The organism is Streptomyces sp. Z423-1 (assembly GCF_013009255.1).
Taxonomy (GTDB): Bacteria; Actinomycetota; Actinomycetes; order Streptomycetales; family Streptomycetaceae; genus Streptomyces; species Streptomyces gossypiisoli.
Map to the genome: position 1 here is coordinate 8,491,197 of NZ_CP053109.1, position 21,879 is coordinate 8,513,075.

The following is a 21,879-nucleotide window of genomic DNA, read 5'->3' on the forward strand; positions in this document are numbered from 1 at the left end:
GAGCGGGTGTTGGGCCGAAGGGGGTTCGTGCGTGGGCTTCGGGGGGGCGGGCGTGGGTCGAAGGGGGTTCGTGCGTGGTGCCACGGCGGTTCAGGTGCGGTGCCGATGCCGGTTCGGGTGTGGGCTTCGGGGGTCGGGCGTTGGGTCGAAGGGGGTTCGGGCGTGCTGCCACGGCGGTTCAAGTGCGGTGCCGATGCCGGTTTGCTCGCGGGCCCCAGCCGGGTCAGGCGCGAGACCGGAGCCGGGTCAGGCGCGGAGCCGGAGCGGGGGCCGGCCTGGGGCCGACGTCGCGTCAGGCCCGGGGCCGGCGCCCGCTGCGCCGGGGTGCGGGCTCGGTGCCGTCCAGCAGCGTCTGGCGGCGCTCCTCGCCGTGCTCCTCGACCTGGAGCACGACATTGCGCAGCGATTCCGCGAGGCTGCGGCACTCCGCGTCGCTGAGGCGGGCGGTGACGAACGCCTCCTCCTCGTTGAACGCCGGAAAGACGCGCTGCATGAACTCCTCGCCCTCCTCGGTGAGGCTCAGCAGCACCAGCCGTCCGTCGGTCGGATGGCCGGCCCGCCGCAGCAGCCCCCGGGACTCCAGCGTGCGGGCCACACCTGTCAGCGTGCCCTTGGAGATCCCTGCCTCCTCGGCCACGTGCCGGGTCTCGGACTCGCCCCACACCCACACCACCCACAGCACGACGAAGGCCGTCCAGGTGAGGTCGGAACCGCGCAGCACGGAGTTCTCCAGGTGCTGCCGCACGGCGGACGCGGCGCGGTAGATGTTCGCCACGGCCGCCATCTGGTCCCGGCGGATCGGAACGCCGCCGAGCTTCGCCGCGGCGAGCTTCTCGGCTTCGGTGATGGATCGTTGGCTGGGCACGGGCGGCTCCTTCGTCCGGTGGCGACGCGTCACAGACAGGCGGCTGGCTCCTCCTCGCCACCCGACCGTTCGGGTTCAAATTGTACGGAGACGAAAGGGAAACCCGACATGCCCACCCCTCCCCGCATGCTCCTCGTCCTCAGCGAGAACTGGACGCTCACCGGCGGCCGGGCCGACCTGCCCGCCGCCGTCCGCTGGGCCCGTGAGGCCGAGGACGCGGGCTTCGACGCCGTCATGGTCAGCGAGCACATCGTCCTCGGCCCCGACGCGTCCGCCGCCGGCGTCATGGGCAACCCCCGCGACTACGCCCTCCCGGGCAACCAGGACCCGTACACCCCCTGGCCGAACTCGCTGCTCCTGCTCGCCGCCATCGCCTCCGTCACCTCCCGGTTGCGCCTCGCCGCCGCGGCCGTCCTCGCCCCGCTGCGCCACCCCCTGCTGCTCGCCCGCGAACTGGGCACCCTTGACCTGCTCAGCGAGGGCCGCCTGGTGGTGCAGCCCACGGTCAGCTGGAGCAAGGACGAGTACGAGGCCCTGGGCGTGCCGTTCGCGCGGCGCGGGCGACTCCTCGACGAGCACCTGGAGGTCTGGGCGAAGGCCTGGGGCCCGTCCCCGATCTCCCACGACGGCGAGCACTACCCCTTCCAGGACGTCTACTTCGAGCCCAAGGCCCACCGCCCGGAGGGTCCCCGGCTGTGGTTCGGGGGGCAACGCCTGCACGGCCCCGTCCTGCGCCGGCTGGTCGCGTACGGCCACGGCTTCCACCCGCTCGGCCGGCCCACGCCCGAGGACCTTCAAGCGCTCAAGGACGCGATGACCGCGGCCGGACGGGACATCGCCGACCTGGAGATGATCGGCGGCACCCAGGCCGTCTTCCCCGACGACCACGCACCGGCGGACCTCGGCGCGGCCCTGGCCTCCGTCCCCGAGCAACTGGAGCAGGGCTTCACCACGTTCTGCGTCAAGCCCAACCAGTTCATCGACGACCCGAACGGGGTCGGGGCCTTCTGCCGCGAGGTCATGCGGCGGGTGACGGCACTGACCTCCTGACGTCCGGGGAACTTCCTGACGTCCAGGGGAACATCCCGACGTCCACGGAACCTCCTGACACCCAGGGGCCCGGCTCACCGCTCGACGAAACGCGCCAGGTGATCCGGGCCCGGGCGCAGCAGTCCGTCGCGCACGGCCAGGGCGGTGGCCTCGGCACGGGAGGCGCAGCCGGTCTTGCGCAACAGGTGCTCGACGTGGCTGTGCACGGTCCGCGGGGACAGGAACAGCGCCTGCGCGATGGCCTGGTTGGTCTGTCCCGTGGCCGCCCGGGTGAGCACCTCCAGCTCCCGGGGGCTGAGTCCGTACGGCAGCTCCGTGGGCGTCTCGTGCACCAGCACGGCGTCCGACGCGAGGCCGGGACCCGCCTCGTGCCGGTGCAGTACGACGCGCCGCCAGGCGCCCCCGGCGGGCCACAGCAGCCGCAGCCGCCGCCCGCCGGTGTCGGTGAAGGCGTCGAGCAGGGGGCGGAGCCCCCCGCCCTCCCGTAGTACTTGGGGACGCTCCCGCCCGGGCAGGTCGACCACGCGGCCGGCGGCGGCCACCAGACTCGCCGCGCCCTCCTCCGGCAAACCGTGCAGATCACCGGCGTACGCCACCGGATCGGCGAGCGCGGCGAGGGCGGGCATCACGGATGCCAGCAGTCGGCGGGCGTCGGTGTCGTACGCGTTCGCGCTCTCGGTCGAGAGGTGGACGAGGCCGACGAGTCGGCCGCGATGCCGCAGCGCCCCCGTCACACCGTCGCGGAACCCGGCCGGGCGGACCCGCTCGGCGTAGAACCAGCCGTTGCGGAAGCGTGGCCCGGCGTCTTCGGCGTCCTCGGCGTCCTGCGAGATGGACGGCGGCAGCTCCCGCCGTACGACGTTGCGGTACCACGGTGTCGCGACGAACTCGCCGGCCAGCGCCTGCGAGACCTCGGCGGGGTAGCCGATGCCCGCGACCTGGACGTGGGAGCCGGTCAGCGGGTCGATCGTGAGCAGGGTGGCCGCGTCGAGCGGCAGGGCACGGGCCAGTTCGCGCAGCGCCTCACCGCAGGCGGACGCGGTGTCGCGCTCGCGGGTGAGCATGCCGATGCGGGTGGCCGCCGCGATCTGGTGATGGCTGAGCATCGAGCCTCCGAGCGGCTCGGGCGACGATGTCGTTTGGGGCCTAACGATACGGGCCCGGTCCGCGTCGGACAAGGTGTTCACCCTCTTGTTACGCGAGGGACCCGCGTTCCGGTGGGCGTCGTTCGCAGTCGGTATTTGTACGGATGGTGCGGCGGGCCCCACGGGTCTTTCCTGTTCGGCACAGCCGGACGCCCGCCTCTGCGGGCCGCCCCTCGGGAGAGTCCCGCCATGACCCCACCTCCGTACGCCTCCTCACGCAGAGGGTTCCTCGCCCTCTCCGCCGCCACCGCGCTGGCGGCCGCCGGATGCTCGGCACCGCAGAACACGGCCGCCTCGGCCAAGCCCTCGGTCTCCGGCGGCACCCGCCTGACGCGGATCGGCCTGGACTACCCCTTCACCCAACTCCCGCTCTACTCCACCCTGGTGAAGCTCTCCACCACCCGGGCCAAGCAGCACGGCATCTCCCTGCTGACCACGAGCGACAACGCCAACGCCGACACCCAGGCCAGCAACCTCAACACCTGGGTCGCGCGCAAGGTCCCGGCGATCGTGTCGTTCCCGATGGTCTTCGAGGCCGCGGAGCCCATCGCCAAGGCGGCACTGGACGCCGGCCTGATCTGGGTCACCTACGGCGGCTCGCTGCAGCACCAGAGCGCCGACATCCAGTTCAGCTTCCGCGAGGGCGGCACGCTGCTCGGCGAGGCGGCGGCGCGGTGGGCCGAGGAGCAGCTCGGCGGGAAGGGCAAGGTCGCCTTCCTCACCGACAGCACCATCGAGCTGGGCCGCGAGCGCACCAAGGGCATGATCGACGCCTTCACCAAGCTGGCACCCGGCGTCGACGTGGTGGCCCAGGAGCAGGCCATCGACCCCGACACCGGCCTGTCGAAGGCCAAGGCGATCCTCGCCAAGCACCCCGACCTCAACATCGTCCTCGGCGTCACGGACGCCGCCGCCTACGGCGGATTCAAGGCCTTGCAGCAGGCGGGCCGTGCCAAGGACGACGGCAAGACCTTCGTCGGCGGCCAGGACGGCTCGGCACCCTCCCTCCTCGCCATCAAGCAGGGCACCTTCTACCGGGCCTCCGCCGCCCTCGCGCCCGAGGACATCGCGGCGGCCATCGTCGACGTGCCCCGCGCGGTCGCGGCGGGCAAGGCCGACGCCAGTGCCCAGGTGCCGATCGCGCTCGTCCAGCGCGCCGACACCGCACGTATCGACGACCTGCTCGCCCAGAACGACCCGGGCGCCTCATGACGGCGCCGGGCCTCAGCATCCGGGGGCTGACCAAGTCCTTCGGCGGGGTCCGGGCCCTGGACGGCGTGGACCTGACCGTGCCGATGGGGCAGGTCCACGCCCTGCTCGGGCACAACGGCGCCGGCAAGTCCACCCTCATCAAGTGCCTGGGCGGCGCCTACCCGCCGGACGCGGGCACGATCGAGGTGGGCGGCGCGTCGTACACCCGCCTCAGCCCGCGTGAGTCGATCGCGGCGGGCGTGGCGATCATCTTCCAGACCCTGAGCGTGGTCGACGCGCTGACCGTGGCGGAGAACATCTTCCTCGGCCAGGAGTGGACCCGGTACGGCCGGATCGACCGGCGCGCACAGGAGGAGGTCGCCGCCGGGCTGCTGGAACGGGTGGCGGCCAAGTGCTCGCCACGCGACCGGGTGGGCGAACTTCCCATGGGACAGCGGCAGTTGGTGGAGATCGCGAAAGCCCTCAGCCGCAGCGCCTCCGTGCTGGTCCTCGACGAGCCCACCGCCGCCCTGTCCGGGACGGAGGCCGACGCCCTGGCCGAACGGGTCGAGGACCTGCGCGCCCAGGGACTCGCCATCGTCTACGTCACCCACCTGCTGTCGGAGGTGGAACGCCTCGCGGACGAGGTCACCGTCCTACGGGACGGGCGGGTCGCCCACCACGCGCCGATGGCGGGCCGGACCCGCCGCGAGCTGGTGGAGGCGATCGCGGGCGGGCCGACTGGGAGTACGCCGCAGCGCGCACCTGACCTCGGACCTGGCCCTGCACCGGCCGGTGGTGAGGGGCCGACGGCCGAGGCAGCGGGCCGCCCGCCGGAGCGGGAACGTCCTCCGGCTCCGCCCGGCGGGGAGGGGCCGTGTGCTGAGGCGGCAGGTCGTCCGTCGGGGCGCGAGTGTTCTTCGGATGCGCCTGGTGGGGAGGGATCGGAGGTCGAGGCAGCGGATCGTCGGCCGGGGCGCGAGCGTCCTCCGGCTCCGCCCGGCGGGGAGGGGCCGAGTGCTGAGGTGGTGGGCCGTCCGTCGGGGCGCAAGGCTCCTCCGGCTCCGCCCGGCGGCGACGGACCGACGGCCGACGCGGCAGACCATCCGCCCGCGCGCGAGCGCCCTCCAGCCCCGCCCCGCCTCACCGTCCACGGCCTGCGCGGCCCCAGCTTCGGGCCCGTCGGCCTCACCGTCGCCGAAGGCGAACGCGTCGGTCTCTACGGCCTCATCGGCTCCGGTCGTTCGCGCATCCTGGAGACCCTGTACGGCAGACGCCGTGCCTCCGCCGGAACCGTCCGGGTCGGCGACCGCACCGTAACCCCGGCGCGGCCCGCCGAGGCGCTCGCCGCCGGGATCGCACTCGTGCCGGCCGACCGGCGCGCACAGGCCCTGTTCCCGTCGCTGTCCGCGCAGGACAACGCGCTGCTGCCGTCCGTCCGGCCGCTGGCCCGGTACGGGGTGCGGGCACTGGGCGCCGAGCGGCGGGTGTTCGACGCGGTGGCCACGGCGGTCGGGCTGCGGCCCGCCCGGCCCGGGTTGCCGGCGGGCGCGTTCTCCGGCGGCAACCAGCAGAAGCTCGTCCTCGGCCGGTGGATCAACGAGGCCCGGCACGTCGACGTGCTGCTGCTGGACGAGCCGACGCAGGGCGTCGACGTCGGGGCCCGCCAGGAGATCTACCGGGTGGTTTCCTCCCTCGCCGCCGAGCGGGGCACGGCCGTGCTGTTCGCCTCCAGCGACCCGGAGGAGATCGTCGCGCTCGCCGACCGCTGCCTGATCGTCGCCGGGGGCCAGGTCGTCGGCGAGCTCTCCGGTGCCGGCCTCACCGAACAGGCCCTGCTGTCCGCCGTTCATGACACCATGCCCGCCGAAGGAGCAGCATGACCACCGCCGACCCCGCCCTCACGAGACCGCGCGTGCTGGTCACGGGCGGCCTGACCGCCGTACGCCGCCATCCGCTCATCGCCGTACTGGCCGCGATGGTGCTGGCCTTCCAGCTGTCCACGGGCAGCTTCCTCGCCCCGGCCAACCTGCGCGGCATCGCCACCGACGCCGCCACCCTGGCCATCGTCGCCGTACCGCTGGCGCTGCTCGTCATCAGCGGCTACCTGGACCTGTCGGTCGGCTCCACGCTGGCCCTGGGCGGGCTGGTCGCGGGCTGGCTGGCGGGCCATGGCCAGTCTCCGGTCGTCGCCGTGCTGGGGGCGCTGGCCGCGGGGGCGGCGGTGGGTGCGGTGAACGGCGTCCTGTGCTGCTACTTCGGCCTGTCGGCGTTCATCGTCACCCTCGGCATGCTGACCGCCGTACGAGGACTCGCACAGCAGCTGTTCCCGCTGCCACTGAGCGGGTTCGGCTCCGGGTTCGCGTGGCTCGGCGGGTCGCGGATCGCCGGGATCGCCGCCCCGGTCGTCATCGCGGCACTCGTGCTGGCCGCCGGCGCGCTGTTCCTGGCGCTCACCCCGGCCGGCCGGCACGTCTTCGCCATCGGCGTCAACCGGGAGGCCGCCCACCTCTCCGGCATCAGCGTCCGCCGTACGCCGTTCACGCTGTTCGTGGTCACCGGGGTGGCCGCCGCCCTGGCCGGGGCGATCAAGGCGTCGGTGCTGGACAGCGTGGTCGCCGGGACCTCGGGCGCCGGTTTCGAACTGACCGTGCTGACCGCCGTGCTCGTCGGCGGGGTCGCGCTGACGGGCGGCTCCGGTTCGATCCTCGGCGTCCTGCTCGGCGTGCTCTTCCTCGGCGGCCTGCAGAACGGACTGACGCTGCTGAACGTGCCCACGTTCTGGCAGCAGATGGCCCAGGGCACCGCCCTGGTCGCCGGCGCGGCACTGGCGTACTTCGCGCCCCGCGCGGCGCGCTGACCCCACCTTCCCCTGCTGAGAGAGGCCTCTTGTAGACAGGCCCCTTGTGATGAGAGAGGTCCCCGTGAGCGACACCCCTCCCACCCTCGTCCTGACCGGCGGTCAGGTCCTCACCGTCGACCGCGACTTCACCGTCGCCGAAGGCGTGGCCGTGCGCGGCGGTGACATCGTCGCCGTCGGCACCGACGCGGAGATGCGCGCCCTGGCCGGACCCGGCACCCGGGTCGTCGAGCTGGGCGGCCGGACCGTCCTGCCCGGCATCAACGACTCGCATCTGCACGGGGCCGCGTACGGCATGACGAAACCGCCCTTCGCGATCGACGTCGGCCACCCGGCGGTGCGTTCGATCGCCGACATCGCCGACACCGTGGGCCGCGCGGCGCGGGAGGCACGGCCCGGCGCCTGGATCACCGGTCTGGGCTGGGACCCCGGCTACCTTGCCGAATGCCGTGACGACCCCCGCCGCTTCCCGCATCGCCGGGATCTGGACGCGGTGGCGCCGGACCACCCGGTCTGCCTGACCGACTTCTCCTCGCACATGGTGTGGGCCAACACCGCGGCCCTGCGCCACTGCGGCATCGACGCACACACCGCACCCCCGCCCGGCGGGGTCATCGACCTCGACGCCGACGGCGAGCCCACCGGCATCCTGCGCGAGGCCGCCCAGCGGCTCGTCCAGGCCGCGCTCCCTTCCCCGACGATCGCCGAGCGCCGCCGGGCCATCCAGGGCGTCATCGGCGAACTCCACTCCCGCGGCATCACCAGCTACACCGAACCCGGTCTCGGCCCCGGCGGCACCGGCACCCTCTTCGGTGGCCTCAGCACCGACAACTGGACCGCGTACGCCGAACTCGCCGCCGAGCGCGCCCTTGAGGCCCGGGTCAGCGTGCTGCTGCTCCCGGCCCCGATGGGCGGCTCCGCCGACGACGTACGCAAGGGCCTGGCCGAACTGCGCCGCCCCGAGTCCGCCGACCCTCGGCTCCTGCGCGCCATCGGCGTCAAGATCTTCGGCGACGGGGTGCCGCCCAACCGGACCGCCTGGATGAGCGAGCCGTATCCGGAGGGCGGCCACGGAGCGCTGTGTGTGCACGGCGACACCCCCGCGCTCCAGGCGGACGAACTGCGTGAGATGATCCGCGTCGCGCACGAGGCAGGCTTCCAACTCGGGGTGCACGTCACCGGCGACCGGGCCATCGACACGGTGGTGGACGCCTTCGTCGCCGCGCACGAGGCCGCACCCCGCCCCGACGCCCGGCACTACGTCATCCACGGCGACTTCATCAGCCAGGGCAGCCTGGCGAAGCTGGCCGTGCACGGCTACGGCGTCAACATGAACCCCGCGATCAAGTGGACCATCTCCGACCTGATGGATGAGGTCGTGGGCCCCGAACGCTCCGCCTACCAGTGGCCGGTGCGTACCGCGCTCGACGCGGGCGTGCGGGTCTGCGCCAGCTCCGACGCGCCGATCACCGAGCCGGACTGGCGGCAGGGCGTGGCCTCGATGATGCTCCGCGAGTCCAAGGCCAGCGGCCGGCCCAGCGGGCCCGACCAGTGCGTGCCGCTCGCCGACGCGCTGCGCGCCTACACGGCCACCCCGGCCTGGCAGGACTTTGCCGACGACTGGAAGGGCACGATCGAACCGGGCAAGACCGCCGACCTGTGCGTCCTGGACCGCCCCCTGCTGGACCTCGACCCGCACCACATCACCGAGGTGCGGGTGGATCTCACCGTGTTCGACGGACGCGTGGTCTTCGAACGGTGAGGCATATGGTCACGAGGAACTCGGAGCCGACTGGCACCAGCGTCACCTCAACCCCGCCCGCAAGACCCGCGACCTCGTCCGCCGGCTCCAAGTCCTCGGCCGCCAGGTCACCCTCGAACCCGCGACCGCCTGACCGGCCCTACCCCGACATCCGGTCCGCAAGCGCGCGTGATGCGGACTCCGGATGACCGCGACCCGGTGGCCGTCCTCTTCGGCCCTCCGCGGCACGACGCCGGCCGGGCGCGCCGAAGCGGGTGGCGCTCGTCACCGCTCTCATCACCGGCGCTTCCTCCGGAAGAGGCGCCGCCCACGCCCGCCTCCTCGCCGCCGACTGCGACTTCGTCCTGGTGGCCCGCAGGGCCGACCACCTTTCCGAGCTCGCGGACGAACTCCGGGCGGCCGGCGCCGCCGTGGAGGTCCTGCCCGCGGACCTCGGGAACCACGACGGCCTCGCCACGGTGGCCAAGCGCATCGCCGCCGGCGATGTCCGGCTGCTGATCAGCAACGCGGGAAACGGCGGCTACGCTCCCCTCGCCGACGTCGTCCCGGAGCAGATCGACCGCCTGCTCACACTCAACGGCGTGGCGTCCATCCAACTCGCGCGCGCCGCCCTGCCCGGCATGCTCACCGCAGGGGAAGGAGCCATCGTCACGGTCGCCTCACTGCTGGCCTTCAGCGCCGGGCAGAGCAACCCGCACATGCCGCCCCGCACCCTCCACAACGCCGCCGAGGCCGCCACCGTCGCCTTCACCCGCACTCTCACCCACGAGCGGCGGATACGGAAAGAACATCCCCTCCGCCATGACCGCGGAAGGCGCGGCCCGAGCCGGCCTCGCCGGCCTGCGCCTGGGCGAGACGATCTGCGTACCGGGCCTGGAGGACCAGACCGCCCACACGCTGACTTACCGCCGAGAAGGGCGCCCGGCGGGCAAACTTGGGGGAACGGAGGCTGGGTCTGCGGCGGATGGTGCGGATCTTGAGGGGTCCGAAGTCCGGACACGGTCCGGGCCCCTCGTCTGCATACCCGTCCGTAGGGGGTGAAAGACAGCCTGGTCGAATCTCACCGCTATGGGGACTGGGTGGTGGGTGATTGTATTAATGATCTCCGCATCGGTGACCTGCGTAAACGATCAAGAGGCAAGGCCGCGGCACCTGACTGGGGGACACATTTTGACGATCGTCAGGTTGCCGAACTGACGGACTGTCGGTTTCCTCGTGAGCGGAACACAGAGTTCCGCGTAGACGGGCCGGACGCTGCTCCTAGGAGGATTCGCATGCGTTACCGACACATGGGTGCAGGCATCGGCCTGGCTCTCGGTGCCCTCGGACTGCAAATCCCGGCCGCTGCCGCCAGTGATGACTCGGATGTGCGTATCGACCCGTGGAATGCCTACCCGGGTTCCACGGTCACGGTCAGTACGAGGGCCTGCGACCCCGACGCGGACTACGGCAAGGGCTGGTCGAGGGTGGGAGGAGAGTTCCACCTCTTCGAAGGTGACCAGGAGGGCGTGCTCACCGGCCAGTTCCAGATCCCGGAAGCAACCAGGCCGGGCAGCGACACAGTCACCCTGAAATGTCCGCCACTGACCAAGGTCACGGAAACGTACCAGGTCACCGGCCGCCCTCCGAGGGGCTCAGTCACCGCCGGCTTCGGACTGGCCGAGGACACAGGTACGGGGCTCGCCCTGGGCGGTGGGCTGCTCGTCACGGCCGCCGCCGGGGGTGTGGTCTGGATGTGCCGCCGCCCGAACGTCAACCGGCCCTGACCGTCCGACTCTGCCGGCCGGCTCCGTCCACTTCGGCCTGTAACCGGCCCTCGAAACTGAATCGATCCGGTGGCCGCGAGGCCTGCCCATTGCGAGGACCACACCACCCGCTACAACGCACCTGCCGTGAAGCAAAGGCTCAACCACGATGGCACCCAGACACCTCACCAGCGCTTCCCGAGATCCGGCCATCCCTGCACTGCTCCTTCTTGCCTGCACAATGACGGCAGGTACGGTGCTGCTGGTCAGCGGGTTGCACGACGAGGAGCCACCGCAGCCATCGGCGGCCCGGGCCTTTTCAAGGTCTGCAGCGTTCACCCGCCCTACGGTCCCTCCGCTGCCCCCCGCGGATCCGGTCCGGCTCCGGATTGCCGCCATCGGCGTGGACGTGCCGATGGCACGAGTGGGCCTGGATGCGGCAGGGGCGCTGCGGACTCCACCACGTGGCAAATCCGGCCTCGCCGTCTGGTACGGCGACGGCACGGCTCCCGGCTCGGCAGGAACCGCCATCGCCACCGGGCACGTGGACACCCCCACCGGGGGACCCGGCGTCTTCTACAACCTCGGCGCCCTGACCGAGGGCGCCACCATCGAGATCAGCCGGGCGGACCGGCGGACAGCGGTGTTCGCCGTCCGCGCCGTCGAGCTTTACGACAGGAAGAAGTTCCCCAGTAAGAAGGTGTACGGCAGTTCGGGCCGGCCCGAACTCCGGTTGATCACCTGCGGTGGCGGCTACACCAAGCGCACCGGCTACCTGGGCAACGTCGTGGTCTACGCGACGCTGACCGCGGTGACGTAGCCGGCCGAACGGGCGCTGACCGCTAGACGCGGACGCCGACCACTGCGTAGGCACAACATCGTCAGCTACTCAGCTGCCTTCACCGCCACGGTCGCGTAACAAGGCGGCCGGACATCCACATGACGCCCGCCCAGGGCGTGCAGGCCAGGGCCGACATCCCCGGCACATCACTAACCGACCCGCTGCATCGCCTTCCGGTGCCGTTCGGCCATCGCGGCCCCGGACTCGCGGCGGGCCATCCTGCGCAGGACGGATGGTGCGAGGAGCAGCCCGGCGACTGCCCAGGCACCCAGCACGCCCGCTGTCTCCAGGTGCCGCCAGGATTCGCCGACCTCGGCGGCGACCGCGTCGGCCGGCAGCAGCGCCGAGCGGAGACCGAGGCCGAGCCAGTACACGGGGAAGATCTGTCCCACGGTCTGCAGCCACTCAGGCAGCTTCGACAGAGGGAAGTAGATCCCGGAGATCACGACGAGTCCCATCACCGGAAGCATCAGCAGCCCGACGGTGCGCGGACTGCCGACGAGTGAGCCGATGACAGCGCCCATCGGCAGGGTGGCCAGGAGACCCAGTGGCACCACCCACACCAGCGTCAGCAACGCTCCGCCGCCCTGCCGGGCGACCCCGTCCACCAGGAACACACCAACGGCAAAGGGGAGTGCCATGGAGGCGAGAGCCGTACCCGACACCATGATTATCTTGCCGACCAGGTGGCCGACCATGCCGTGGGGCACGGCCTTGGCCCGCAGCAGGGTGCCGTCCTCGCGCTCGGTCGCGAGAAGCTGCGCCGTGGTCATCATCCCGGTGAACGCGAGCGTCATTCCCAGCATGCTCGGCAGCATGAACGCGCCGGCCGAGATGCCGGCGCCCTTCAGCGGATCGTCCCTGACCAAGAACAGCGGCACGATGAGCAGAACCGTCCAGAGCACGTACCCGAACACGTCCTGGCCGGTGGTGAAAGTCTGCCGAAGTTCCGTCCAGCCGCGCCGCACCCCTACTACCGCCGCGTACCACACCGGACTCATCGCGGTCCCTCCCTGAAAGCGTGCACCGCCCGCTCATCGGGAACGCTCCCCGCCTCAAGCTCCCGCACCATCGTCAGGTAGGTGTCCTCCAGGCTCGCCCGGCGCACCTCCAGCCCGCCGATCGCCTCGCCGTGCTCCTCGAACAGCCGGCGGACGAACCGGGTGGGCTCGGCCGTCGCCTCCTCGAAGGGCCGCCCGTCCCGCGTCCAGCGCACCGTGGCCTCGGCCGATGCCTGCCTGGACAGCTCCTCGGCCGAGCCATCGGCCAGGATGCGGCCACCGGCCAGAATGAGGATCCGGTCGGCGAGCCTCTCCGCCTCGGCAAGGTCGTGCGTGGTCAGCAGAACAGTGGTGTTCTCGTCCGCCAGCCCGCGTACCAGGCCGTGGAACTCGTTCCTCGCCTCCGGGTCCAGACCGGCCGTCGGCTCGTCCAAAAACAGCACCTCGGGTCTGCCTACGATGCCGACGGCCACGTCGAAACGCCTGCGCTGTCCGCCGGACAGAGTTCCGACCCGCTTGTCCGCTTGCTCGGTCAGCCCCACTGCGGCGAGGAGCTCGTCGACGTCCCACGGCCGCCGCACGAGGGCGGTGGAGTACGGCGCGTAGTACGAGCCGAGGTGGGCCAGCAGTTCCCGCACCCGCCACTTGCCGTGGTCGCGCCAGGACTGCAGCACGATGCCCAGACACGCACGCCACCGCTCGTCCCCGGCAGCCGGATCGGTGCCGAGGACGGTCACGTCACCGGCCGAGCGCATCCGGAAGCCTTCCAAGACCTCGATCGTGGTCGTCTTGCCTGCGCCGTTCGGGCCGAGCAGCAGGACGACTTCGCCTCGTCGGGCCGTGAAGCTGACACCCTTTAATACGTCGTGGCTGCGGTAGCGCATCCGCAGATCCCGTACGTCGATGACCGTGTCGCTCTCTGGCGGTGGGCCGCTCCCAACACCGGATCCTGCGTGAGCGGTCGTCATCGGTGGTTCCCCCGTCCGTTTCGTGGTCCGTCCTCAGGCATCAGGGGCCGGAGGCCGTGCCGACGTCCGCGGTCATGGGACGTGTCTACGGCTGTGATTGCCACTGCCACCTGTCAGCAGCCGTTCGGGCCCTCCCGGGCGAACACATTACCGAACGGTTCAGGTATCTCATCCTGTTCCACATGGACGTTGCTCGACTCGGGAGATAGGTGCGTCCCGCGGCGATCTCTGCGCGCAGGAAGTCACCCATCTCCGCGATCCGCCGGCCACGGGTTCCAGGGCATGCGCCCAGCCCGATTCGACGATTTCATGCACGGGCCGTGGTGCCACGGGCGGCACCCTAATGCCGTACAGGTAGCGGCGATCAACCAGTGGCCAACGCAGGCCGACCGCAAGCCCGAACGTAAGCCTTACCGTATGCCCCCGTTCGCCTCATGCGATCACCGCGGCCCGCACGCACAGCACGTCCGGCAGATGCCACGCCAACTGCCGCCAGCTGTCGCCGTCGTCGGCCGACGCGTACACCTCGCCGTTGCGGTTGCCGAAGTACACGCCCGCCGGGTCCGCGTCGTCCGTGCACAGCGCGTCGCGCAACACCGTGCCGAAGTGGTCCTCCTGAGGCAGCCCCGCCGTCAGCGGCTCCCACGACTTGCCCGCGTCCGCCGTCCGGAACACCCGGCAGCGCCGGTCGGCGGGCACCCGGTCGGAGTCCGCGTTGATGGGGAAGACGTACGCCGTCTCCGCGCGGCGCGGATGGGTCGCGGCGGCGAAACCGAACGTGGACGGCAGGCCCTCACCGATGTCGGTCCAGTGCGCGCCCGCGTCGTCGCTGCGGTACACACCCCAGTGGTTCTGCAGATACAGCCGGTCCGGCGTCCCCGCGTCCTGCGCGATCTTGTGCACGCACTGGCCGAACTCCGGGTTGGGGTCCGGCAGGAACACCGCGGAGACACCGGAGTTGGACGGGGTCCAGCCCGCGCCGCCGTCGGTCGTGCGGAACACACCGGCCGTCGACACCGCGACCGTCACGGCCTGCGGGTCACGCTTGTCGGTGAGCACGGTGTGCAGGCCCTCTCCACCGCCGCCCGGCTGCCACTGCGAGCGCGTGGGATGCTCCCACAGCGGACGGACCAGCTCGAACGTCTCCCCTCTGTCCTCCGAGCGGTACAGCGCGGCCGGTTCCGTGCCCGCGTAGACCACGTCCGGCTCCGCGGCCGCCGGGTGCAGCTGCCACACCCGCTCCAGGGAAGCGCCCGTGTCCTTGGGGAACTTCACGGCCGGCCGAGCCGGTTCCGTCCATGTGCGTCCCAGGTCGTCGGAGTGGAACACCGACGGCCCCCAGTGCGCGCTGTCGCCCCCGGCCAGCAGCCGCGGGATGGCGCCGCGGGTGTCGATGGCGACCGAGTACACGGCCTGTGCGTTGAAGTAGGGGCTTTCGTCGAACTCCCAGGCGCCACCGCGCCGGCGCCCGATGAACAGGCCTTTGCGTGTACCAACGGCGAGCAGTACTTCAGTCATGCCGATCACCTCCGCGACGTCCTTGTCCCAGACACCGGCCAGTCTGCACCCCACCACTGACAGTCACCCCGTCGAGCGGCTTCACCGCAGGTCAGCGCGGTGTCGCCGGACAGACGCGGAATGTGCGCGACGCCGTCCGCGCGGCCCGCCGGGCCTCCTGGGACCGTCGCGCCGGGGCTCCCGGACCGTCCCGACGTGGACTCGCCGTGAGCATCGACGAGCCGTCCGCCGTATGGAAGGGCGGTCGGGGATGATCCTGTGCTCGCGAGGAGGGAGGCCTTCGATGGCGTTCCGTGGTCCGAAGGTGTGGCTGTGGCGCTGGCGGCGCAACCCGCTCAAGCGCCGCTCCGACAGGGTGGAGGCCTGGGTTCTGCTCGGCGCCTGGGTGCTCACCGCGCTGGTCGGGGCGCTGGCCGGTCTGACGGTGAGCCGGACCGTAGAAGGGGAGCTGGCCCGGGAGCGCGTCGAGTGGCGCCCGGTCGAGGCACGGCTGACCGAGCCGGTGCCCGGATCGTCCCCCACGAGGTCCGGCGCGGCGAGCACCGCGCGGGTGTGGGCCGAGGTGCGCTGGTCTGCGCCGGACGGCTCCGACCGCACCGGGCAGGCCCGGGCCCGGCCCGGCAGCCCCGCCGGCACGCCGGTCACGGTGTGGACGGACCGGCAGGGCCGCCTGGTGACCGAGCCCACCACTCCGTCCGAGGCCCGCGTACGAGCCAATCTGATCGGCACCCTGGCGGGCGTCGGCGCGACCGCCGTACCGCTCGTCGGCGAACGCCTCCTGCGCGGCCGGCTGGAGCGCCGACGCCTGGACCAGTGGGACGCCGACTGGGCCCGGTTCGACGCGCTGCGGCGGCGTCAGACGGGCTGAGCGCGTCAAGGGGGCCGAACGGCGTCAGACGCGCTGAGCGACGTGAGACGGCCTGAGCGGCGTCAGACGGGCCGAGCCCTCAGACGCGCCAAGCGGCGTCAAACGGGCCGAGCGGCGGGCGTGTCCGACGGATCGGACGCGGGCAGCGCCCTGTCCAGGATCGCGTCCAGGTCGGCCCCGTCGGGCAACGTCCCGAAGGCGTACCCCCAGTCGCCGCCCAGCCGCGTCGCGCAGAACGCGTCGGCGACCGCGGGCGGGGCGTGCCGGACCAGCAGCGACGCCTGCAGCGTGAGCGCCATCAGCTCCACCAGCCGCCGGGCACCCGACGGCGAGCCCTCCGCCAGCCTGCCCTTGAGCCGGTTCACGGCCGCGTCCAGCCGGGCGTCCGCCCCCTGTGCCAGGGCCAGTTCGGCGAACAACGCCTCCGCAGTGCCCGGCTCGCGGCTCAACGCCCGCAGCACGTCGAGGGCGTTGACGTTTCCTGAGCCCTCCCAGATGGACAGCAGGGGCGCCTCGCGGTAGTGGCGGGGCATGCCCGAGTCTTCTACGTAGCCGTTGCCGCCGAGGCACTCCAGGGCCTCCGCGGTGAAGGCCGGGCCCCGCTTGGTGACCCAGTACTTGCCCACGGCGGTGGCGATCCGGCGGAACGCCGCCTCGCCCGTGTCCCCGCGCACGGCCCGGTCGGCCGCCCCCGCAAGCCGCAGGGTGAGCGTGGTGGCGGCCTCCGACTCCAGTGCCAGATCGGCCAGGACGTTGCGCATCAGCGGCTGGTCCACCAGCCGCGCCCCGAACGCGCTGCGGTGCCCCGCGTGATGCCCCGCCTCGACCAGCGTCTTGCGCATGAGCGTCGCCGAGGCCATCACGCAGTCCAGCCGGGTGCAGTTGACCATCTCGATGATCGTCTTGACGCCCTGCCCCTCGGTGCCGACCAGCCAGGCGACGGTCCCGTCGAACTCCGGCTCGGAGGAGGCGTTCGAACGGTTGCCGAGCTTGTCCTTCAGGCGCTGGATGCGGAAGGCGTTGCGGCTGCCGTCGGGCAGCACACGCGGCACCAGGAAGCAGGACAGCCCGTCGGGAGCCTGCGCCAGCACCAGGAACACGTCACACATGGGCGCCGACGTGAACCACTTGTGCCCGCGCAGGGTGTACACGCCTGGCTCGGCCGTGGGCGTGGCGGTCGTGGTGTTCGTACGGACGTCCGAGCCGCCCTGCTTCTCGGTCATCCCCATGCCGGCCAGCAGACCGCTCTTCTGCGCCGGAACGCCGAGCTCCGGGTCGTACTCGCGGCTGGTCAGCAGCGGTTCGTAGACCTTCGCGAGGTCCGGCTGGCGGCGCAGCGCGGGGACGGCGGCGTACGTCATCGACGTCGGGCAGCCGTGTCCGGCCTCGGTGTGTCCCCACACCAATCCGCCCGCCGTACGCGCCACATGGGCCCCCGGCCGGTCGTCCGCCCAGGGCGCGCCCGCCAGGCCCTCCGCGACCGCGACCCGCATCAGGTGGTGCCAGCTCGGGTGGAAGTCGACCTCGTCGACCCGGTTGCCGTACCGGTCGTGGGTGCGCAGCACCGGCTCGTGCCGGTTGGCCAGCTCGCCCCACTCCTGCGCCTCCGCACTGCCGGCCCGCAGGCCGAGCCGCCGGACGCCCTCCTCGGCCCACCCGGCACCCTCGCGCCGCAGCCCCTCCAGCAGGGCCCGGTCGTCGGACGCGTCGTACGGGGCCAGGGGAGGGGGCTGGTTGAAGACGGCGTGGGTGGGGCCGCCGGAAGCACCTTCGTGTGTCGAGACCATGCGGCGAGTGTTGCACTGTCGCTACGGTCGCAGCAATCCTGCAACACGAAAATCGGCCCCGTACAGTACGTGCCCATGCGCATCGACGAGACCACGCAAGCCCGCGAGGCCGCACTGCGCCCGCTGTCGGCCCGGTCCGTCGTGCTGAGCCTGCTGCTCGGCGCCCACCCGCCCGAGCTGCCCGCGCGGGACCTGGCCCGTGCCGTGGAGCCCTTCGGCGTCGGCGGCTCCACGCTGCGGGCCGCGCTCAGCCGGATGACGGCGGCCGGGGATCTGCTGCGCACGGACACCGGTTACCGGATCGGTGAGCGGCTGCTGGAGCGCCGGCGCCGGCAGGACGACGCCCTGCACCCCCGCACGCGCGCGTGGGACGGCGACTGGGAGATGGCCGTGATCACCGCGACCGGCCGCGGCCCCGCCGAACGCGCCGACCTGCGCACCCGGCTGACCGCCCTGCGGCTCGCCGAGCTCCGCGAGGGCGTCTGGCTCCGCCCCGCCAACCTGCGCCGTTCCCTGCCGGAGGACCTGACAGCCGTACTTCAGGCCTTCACGGCCCGGCCCGCCCAACCCGCACGCGACCTGGCGGCGACTCTGTGGCCGCTCGACACCTGGAGCGCCACGGGCCGCGCACTGCTCGACCACATCGCGCGCGTGGAGCGCCCCGCCGACCGTCTGACGGCCTTCGCGGCCGTCGTGCGCCACCTGCTCGCCGACCCTGTGCTGCCCCCCGAACTCCTGCCCGCCGACTGGCCGGGAACCGCGCTGCGCACCGCGTACGCCGACTATCAGCGGGAGTTGACGCGAGCGGTGCGCCGGACATGACGCGGCGGCCGTACGAAGCGCCGCCGGAGACGCTTCGTACGGCCGCCTTCCCGTGGGGGGCTACCGATACGTGATGTCCGAGCTGCTGTACAGGCAGTTCGTGCTGTCGGGGCCGGTCCCCACAGCGGAGTTGTTGTGGTACTTCTGGCAGGGGATGACCTTGCGGCTCGCGTCGTTCAGGATCGTGATGTTCCGCAGGGTCGCCACGTCGTTGCGGTTGGTGTTGATGCCGACGATCCGCGCGGTGGTGCCCGTGCCGGTCACCTCGATGGTGTTGAGGTTCACCTTGCGGGTGTACTGCGTGGAGCAGTCGCCGCAGGAGCGGTACAGGGTCTTGAACTCCTGCACGGCGAAGTTCGAGATGTTCAGCGTGCCGCCGCCGTTGTGCTGGAAGACCTTGTCCGCGGCCTTCTTCGCACCGCCGCCGATCACGTGGTACGTCGCGCTGCTGTTGCCCCGGAAGGTGGCGGCGTCCTCGCCGACGTCCTCCCACCAGACGTTCTGCAGCGTGCAGCTGCCCTTGCAGTGGATGCCGTCGGCGGCCGGGGCACCGAGGATGACGTTCTTCAGCACCGCGCCGGGGGCCAGCTCCAGGATCGGACCCTGGCCCTCGTCCTGGTTGCCGGAGCCCAGATCGCCGGTGCCGTACAGGCGCTTCATCCCGTAGTCCTTGGTGCCGGAGATCGGGATGGTGGAGGGGACCGCTTGGCTGCCGTTCGGGGTCGGCCAGGTGGCGGCGCTCGCCGACTGCGCGCCGGTAGTCATGATCATGCCAACCGACAGGCCGAGGGTGGCCAGCGCGCCGGTCAGCGCGCGCCTGCGAGCGCGCGGTCGTGTTGCAGAAGACATGTCCCGGTTCCTTCTCTGGTGTTGTGGGGGTGTCGGAGCTTTCCGGCGCCCGCGCCGGACGTCACCGAGCGACGACCGGCGAGTGGGCGAGCACGGCCACCGGGGCGAGTGCTGCCGTGGCCACCGCCGGGGCGGAACTTTGCGTGTGTGTACGTGGGGGGCCTGTACGCATGCGGGTGCGTCCCCCTTTCGGGAAGCCTGGTTGGGCGAATACGTGAACGGTGTACGCCATGTTGAACACGCTGCGCTGGCAGAGTGCCGCTTTCTTCCTGATAGGGCGTCAGCCGGTCAGCCTGTTGAACGGAAGGTAGAGGGCAAGCGCTTTCTAGTCAACGGTTTGCGCAGAAGACATCCGGCCACCCTCGGCGGGCTCGGGAAGCGGCCGGATGTGGTCTGTGGGAGCGCTTCCATGGTGGCCGTGCGCATGCCACCATGCCCGGTGCTCCCTCAGTGCTGCCCCGTCGATACGGCGTTCGATGCCGCGTTCGATGACCTGCCGACGCCGCGGAGATGTCACCTCGACGGACCCCCACGAGCCGCCATCCCGAAGGGACGACCCCGTGTCCGCCACCACCACCGGCAACCCCACCCGCAGACCACTGCGTTCGCTGCTCGTCGCGCTCTGCGGAACACTCCTGCCGCTGCTCGCCGTCCTGCTCCTCGCGCCCCCGCAGGCCTCCGCGCGCCCCGCCGCCCCCACCGCGACGCTCACCGAGGTCACCGACTTCGGCAGCAACCCCAGCAACCTGCGGATGTACCTGTACGTCCCCGACAGCGTCACGCCCGACCCGGCGGTCCTCGTCGCCGTCCACTACTGCACGGGCTCCGGTCCGGCGATGTACTCCGGCACCGAGTACGCCTCGCTGGCCGACCGCTACGGCTTCATCGTCGTCTACCCGTCGGTGACCCGGGCCGGCAAGTGCTTCGACGTCTCCTCGCCGCAGGCGCTGCGCCGGGACGGCGGCAGCGATCCGGTCGGCATCAAGTCGATGGTCGACTGGGTGAGGACGGCCTACGACGCCGATCCGGGCCGGGTCTACGTCACCGGCATCTCGTCCGGCGCGATGATGACCAACGTCCTGCTGGGTGTCTACCCGGACGTGTTCGCGGCCGGTGCCGCGTTCGCCGGTGTCCCCTTCGGCTGCTTCGCCACCACCGACGGCTCCGAGTGGAACAGCGCCTGCGCGGGCGGCACCGTGTCCCGCACTCCCCAGGCGTGGGGCGACCTGGTCCGTGCCGCGTACCCCGGCTACACCGGCCCCAGGCCCCGGATGCAGCTGTGGCACGGCACCGAGGACGACGTCCTGCGGTACCCGAACTTCGCCGAGGAGATCAAGCAGTGGACCGACGTGCACGGTGTGAGCCGGACCCCGGCGGCCACCGACTCGCCCGCCACCGGCTGGACCCGCACCCGCTACGGCGGCACCGGTGAGCGCGCCCCTGTCGAGGCCATCAGTCTCCAGGGCGTCGGTCACAACCTCTACGCCTGGGGCATGGGCTCGCGCGTCCTCACCTTCTTCGGCCTGGACGAGAGCGGTCCCGCCCCCCAGCCCCAGCCGGGCGCCTGCCGGGTGACGGCGACGGCCAACGCCTGGAACACCGGCCTGACGGCCTCGGTGACGATCACCAACACCGGTACGACGGCGATCGACGGCTGGCGACTGGGCTTCACCCTGCCCACCGGCCAGACGATCACCAACGGCTGGGGCGCCACGTACGCCCCGGGAACCGGAACAGTGACGGCGGCGAACGTCGCGTACAACGCCACGATCGCGCCGAACGGCAGCGTCAGCATCGGCTACCGGGCGAGCCACACGGGGGCCGACGGGCCGCCGACCTCCTTCACGCTCAACGGGACCGCCTGCACGGCCGGTTGACCCCCGGCTCGGCACGGTGGCCGAAGGATCCGCGAGCTTCCGTGCCCGGCTGCGCGAGGTCGCCCCAAGGATTTATGGGCCCTATACCCCCATTTGCCCTGGTTTCCGTCATTCGCGTGGGTGACACCTCGTATCAAGGGAACCCGGCGGGGTGAAAGATTGATCTGCCAGGGAGCGTGAGTGTCATGGCACGGCAGAAGACCTCGCCCGAGCTCCCGGCACCGCTGCGCGCACCCGTGACGGCGCTGCGCAGGATGCCCGGGGCCGGGATGGTGACCAAGGCGGCCGATGGCGCGCTGGACGCGGTCGGCACCGTGTCGCCGCGCGGCCGTCGCGTGGCGGTGTACACCGGGGCCGGGCTCCTCGGAGTCGCGGGCGTGGTGGAGTGGCCTGTCGCCCTCACGGTGGCGGGCGTGGCCTGGCTGACCCAGCCGAAGCCGAAGCACGAGGGCAACGGGGCAGCCACCACGAAGGACGGCGGCAAGACGGCGTCGGCCGAGTCGTCCACCGCCGGGCGTACGACGTCCAGCCGCGGGAAGTCGGCGACCGCGAGCCGGCGTACGACGTCCACGAGCAGGCGTACGACGTCCAGCGCTGGGAAGTCGGGAGCAGCCGGCGGGCGGAGCACGACCAGCAGCAGCCGGCGCAAGGCAACCACCAGCGGCGGATAAGGACAGGCGGGCCGGAGGCCGGCCACCCGGCCCGCCGGAGATACGAGCAAAGGGCGTGA

19 protein-coding genes and 1 pseudogene are annotated in these 21,879 nt (G+C 72.0%); 12 read left to right on the forward strand and 8 right to left on the reverse strand.

Translation table 11 applies throughout. The annotated features are described in order from the left end of the window. Positions 1-292: 292 nt before the first annotated feature. Positions 293-865: a MarR family transcriptional regulator gene (locus HJD23_RS38720; protein WP_171107681.1), complete on the reverse strand. Its 573-nt coding sequence runs from the start codon at positions 863-865 to the stop codon at positions 293-295. A gap of 108 nt (positions 866-973) precedes the next feature. Between HJD23_RS38720 and HJD23_RS38725 the strand changes: the two genes are divergently transcribed. After that, positions 974-1,915, forward strand: coding sequence for a TIGR03619 family F420-dependent LLM class oxidoreductase (locus tag HJD23_RS38725; protein WP_171107683.1), 942 nt, complete (start codon positions 974-976; stop codon positions 1,913-1,915). A gap of 74 nt (positions 1,916-1,989) precedes the next feature. Here the strand turns inward: HJD23_RS38725 and HJD23_RS38730 are convergent, their stop codons facing one another. Continuing rightward, on the reverse strand, positions 1,990-3,021 hold the full coding sequence (locus HJD23_RS38730) for a LuxR C-terminal-related transcriptional regulator (RefSeq protein WP_171107685.1): 1,032 nt from the start codon (positions 3,019-3,021) through the stop codon (positions 1,990-1,992). Positions 3,022-3,249: 228 nt separating this feature from the next. On the opposite strand from HJD23_RS38730, the gene HJD23_RS38735 reads away from it, so the two are divergent. The 7 genes from HJD23_RS38735 (at position 3,250) to HJD23_RS38770 (ending at position 11,438) form a co-directional block, all read left to right on the forward strand. Further along, on the forward strand, positions 3,250-4,272 hold the full coding sequence (locus HJD23_RS38735) for a sugar ABC transporter substrate-binding protein (RefSeq protein ID WP_171107687.1): 1,023 nt from the start codon (positions 3,250-3,252) through the stop codon (positions 4,270-4,272). After that, the gene (locus tag HJD23_RS44430; protein ID WP_240980914.1) at positions 4,269-6,134 is read left to right on the forward strand and encodes a sugar ABC transporter ATP-binding protein; all 1,866 of its coding nucleotides are present in this window, start codon (positions 4,269-4,271) and stop codon (positions 6,132-6,134) included. The genes HJD23_RS38735 and HJD23_RS44430 overlap by 4 nt, the downstream gene beginning before the upstream one ends. Next, positions 6,131-7,111 (forward strand): ABC transporter permease, encoded by a 981-nt coding sequence (locus tag HJD23_RS38750; protein WP_171107689.1) that lies wholly within the window; start codon positions 6,131-6,133, stop codon positions 7,109-7,111. The genes HJD23_RS44430 and HJD23_RS38750 overlap by 4 nt, the downstream gene beginning before the upstream one ends. A 64-nt stretch (positions 7,112-7,175) precedes the next feature. Beyond that, the gene (locus tag HJD23_RS38755) at positions 7,176-8,873 is read left to right on the forward strand and encodes an amidohydrolase (protein ID WP_171107690.1); all 1,698 of its coding nucleotides are present in this window, start codon (positions 7,176-7,178) and stop codon (positions 8,871-8,873) included. Between the two features lie 254 nt (positions 8,874-9,127). Further along, complete coding sequence (locus HJD23_RS38760; RefSeq protein ID WP_171107692.1) at positions 9,128-9,853, forward strand: SDR family NAD(P)-dependent oxidoreductase; 726 nt, start codon at positions 9,128-9,130, stop codon at positions 9,851-9,853. Between the two features lie 294 nt (positions 9,854-10,147). Further along, positions 10,148-10,639, forward strand: a complete 492-nt coding sequence (locus HJD23_RS38765) for a sortase (RefSeq protein ID WP_171107694.1) — start codon at positions 10,148-10,150, stop codon at positions 10,637-10,639. A gap of 220 nt (positions 10,640-10,859) precedes the next feature. After that, positions 10,860-11,438 (forward strand): class F sortase, encoded by a 579-nt coding sequence (locus tag HJD23_RS38770; protein ID WP_240981015.1) that lies wholly within the window; start codon positions 10,860-10,862, stop codon positions 11,436-11,438. Positions 11,439-11,608: 170 nt separating this feature from the next. On the opposite strand, the gene HJD23_RS38775 is transcribed toward HJD23_RS38770, so the two are convergent. The 4 genes and pseudogenes from HJD23_RS38775 to HJD23_RS38790 form a co-directional block, all read right to left on the reverse strand. Continuing rightward, entirely contained in the window at positions 11,609-12,460 is an 852-nt protein-coding gene (locus HJD23_RS38775) for an ABC transporter permease (protein ID WP_171107698.1), read from the reverse strand. Next, positions 12,457-13,428 (reverse strand): ABC transporter ATP-binding protein, encoded by a 972-nt coding sequence (locus tag HJD23_RS38780; RefSeq protein WP_171107700.1) that lies wholly within the window; start codon positions 13,426-13,428, stop codon positions 12,457-12,459. Before HJD23_RS38780 ends, HJD23_RS38775 begins: the two co-directional genes overlap by 4 nt. A 190-nt stretch (positions 13,429-13,618) precedes the next feature. Further along, positions 13,619-13,758, reverse strand: a pseudogene (locus HJD23_RS38785) (uracil-DNA glycosylase); the annotation flags it as partial. Positions 13,759-13,860: 102 nt separating this feature from the next. After that, positions 13,861-15,003, reverse strand: coding sequence for a sialidase family protein (locus HJD23_RS38790; RefSeq protein WP_171107702.1), 1,143 nt, complete (start codon positions 15,001-15,003; stop codon positions 13,861-13,863). Between the two features lie 226 nt (positions 15,004-15,229). Here HJD23_RS38790 and HJD23_RS38795 point away from each other — a divergent pair, with 226 nt between their 5' ends. After that, the gene (locus HJD23_RS38795) at positions 15,230-15,814 is read left to right on the forward strand and encodes a hypothetical protein (RefSeq protein ID WP_171107703.1); all 585 of its coding nucleotides are present in this window, start codon (positions 15,230-15,232) and stop codon (positions 15,812-15,814) included. 98 nt (positions 15,815-15,912) lie between these two features. Here the strand turns inward: HJD23_RS38795 and HJD23_RS38800 are convergent, their stop codons facing one another. Then, entirely contained in the window at positions 15,913-17,601 is a 1,689-nt protein-coding gene (locus tag HJD23_RS38800; protein ID WP_171107705.1) for an acyl-CoA dehydrogenase family protein, read from the reverse strand. 75 nt (positions 17,602-17,676) lie between these two features. On the opposite strand from HJD23_RS38800, the gene HJD23_RS38805 reads away from it, so the two are divergent. After that, a complete protein-coding gene (locus tag HJD23_RS38805; protein ID WP_171107708.1) occupies positions 17,677-18,423 on the forward strand; it encodes a PaaX family transcriptional regulator C-terminal domain-containing protein in 747 nt (248 codons plus the stop codon). Between the two features lie 60 nt (positions 18,424-18,483). Here the strand turns inward: HJD23_RS38805 and HJD23_RS38810 are convergent, their stop codons facing one another. Continuing rightward, complete coding sequence (locus tag HJD23_RS38810) at positions 18,484-19,272, reverse strand: pectate lyase (RefSeq protein WP_171107709.1); 789 nt, start codon at positions 19,270-19,272, stop codon at positions 18,484-18,486. 560 nt (positions 19,273-19,832) lie between these two features. Between HJD23_RS38810 and HJD23_RS38815 the strand changes: the two genes are divergently transcribed. Both HJD23_RS38815 and HJD23_RS44435 read left to right on the forward strand, forming a co-directional pair. Further along, positions 19,833-21,149 carry a PHB depolymerase family esterase gene (locus HJD23_RS38815; RefSeq protein ID WP_240980915.1) on the forward strand — a complete coding sequence of 439 codons (1,317 nt, stop codon included), beginning with the start codon at positions 19,833-19,835 and terminating at the stop codon, positions 21,147-21,149. A gap of 185 nt (positions 21,150-21,334) precedes the next feature. Beyond that, the gene (locus HJD23_RS44435; protein WP_232108324.1) at positions 21,335-21,820 is read left to right on the forward strand and encodes a hypothetical protein; all 486 of its coding nucleotides are present in this window, start codon (positions 21,335-21,337) and stop codon (positions 21,818-21,820) included. The last annotated feature ends 59 nt before the right edge of the window (positions 21,821-21,879 follow it).

What these genes read in the sequence shown, in the direction of transcription:
- HJD23_RS38730 (WP_171107685.1), bottom strand. Translation starts at nt 3,021, where the DNA reads ATGCTCAGCCATCACCAGATCGCGGCGGCCACCCGCATCGGCATGCTC.
- HJD23_RS44435 (WP_232108324.1), top strand. Translation starts at nt 21,335, where the DNA reads ATGGCACGGCAGAAGACCTCGCCCGAGCTCCCGGCACCGCTGCGCGCA.
- HJD23_RS38795 (WP_171107703.1), top strand. Translation starts at nt 15,230, where the DNA reads ATGGCGTTCCGTGGTCCGAAGGTGTGGCTGTGGCGCTGGCGGCGCAAC.
- HJD23_RS38780 (WP_171107700.1), bottom strand. Translation starts at nt 13,428, where the DNA reads ATGACGACCGCTCACGCAGGATCCGGTGTTGGGAGCGGCCCACCGCCA.
- HJD23_RS38775 (WP_171107698.1), bottom strand. Translation starts at nt 12,460, where the DNA reads ATGAGTCCGGTGTGGTACGCGGCGGTAGTAGGGGTGCGGCGCGGCTGG.
- HJD23_RS38800 (WP_171107705.1), bottom strand. Translation starts at nt 17,601, where the DNA reads ATGGTCTCGACACACGAAGGTGCTTCCGGCGGCCCCACCCACGCCGTC.
- HJD23_RS38725 (WP_171107683.1), top strand. Translation starts at nt 974, where the DNA reads ATGCCCACCCCTCCCCGCATGCTCCTCGTCCTCAGCGAGAACTGGACG.
- HJD23_RS38750 (WP_171107689.1), top strand. Translation starts at nt 6,131, where the DNA reads ATGACCACCGCCGACCCCGCCCTCACGAGACCGCGCGTGCTGGTCACG.
- HJD23_RS38805 (WP_171107708.1), top strand. Translation starts at nt 17,677, where the DNA reads ATGCGCATCGACGAGACCACGCAAGCCCGCGAGGCCGCACTGCGCCCG.
- HJD23_RS38765 (WP_171107694.1), top strand. Translation starts at nt 10,148, where the DNA reads ATGCGTTACCGACACATGGGTGCAGGCATCGGCCTGGCTCTCGGTGCC.
- HJD23_RS44430 (WP_240980914.1), top strand. Translation starts at nt 4,269, where the DNA reads ATGACGGCGCCGGGCCTCAGCATCCGGGGGCTGACCAAGTCCTTCGGC.
- HJD23_RS38810 (WP_171107709.1), bottom strand. Translation starts at nt 19,272, where the DNA reads ATGTCTTCTGCAACACGACCGCGCGCTCGCAGGCGCGCGCTGACCGGC.
- HJD23_RS38735 (WP_171107687.1), top strand. Translation starts at nt 3,250, where the DNA reads ATGACCCCACCTCCGTACGCCTCCTCACGCAGAGGGTTCCTCGCCCTC.
- HJD23_RS38770 (WP_240981015.1), top strand. Translation starts at nt 10,860, where the DNA reads ATGACGGCAGGTACGGTGCTGCTGGTCAGCGGGTTGCACGACGAGGAG.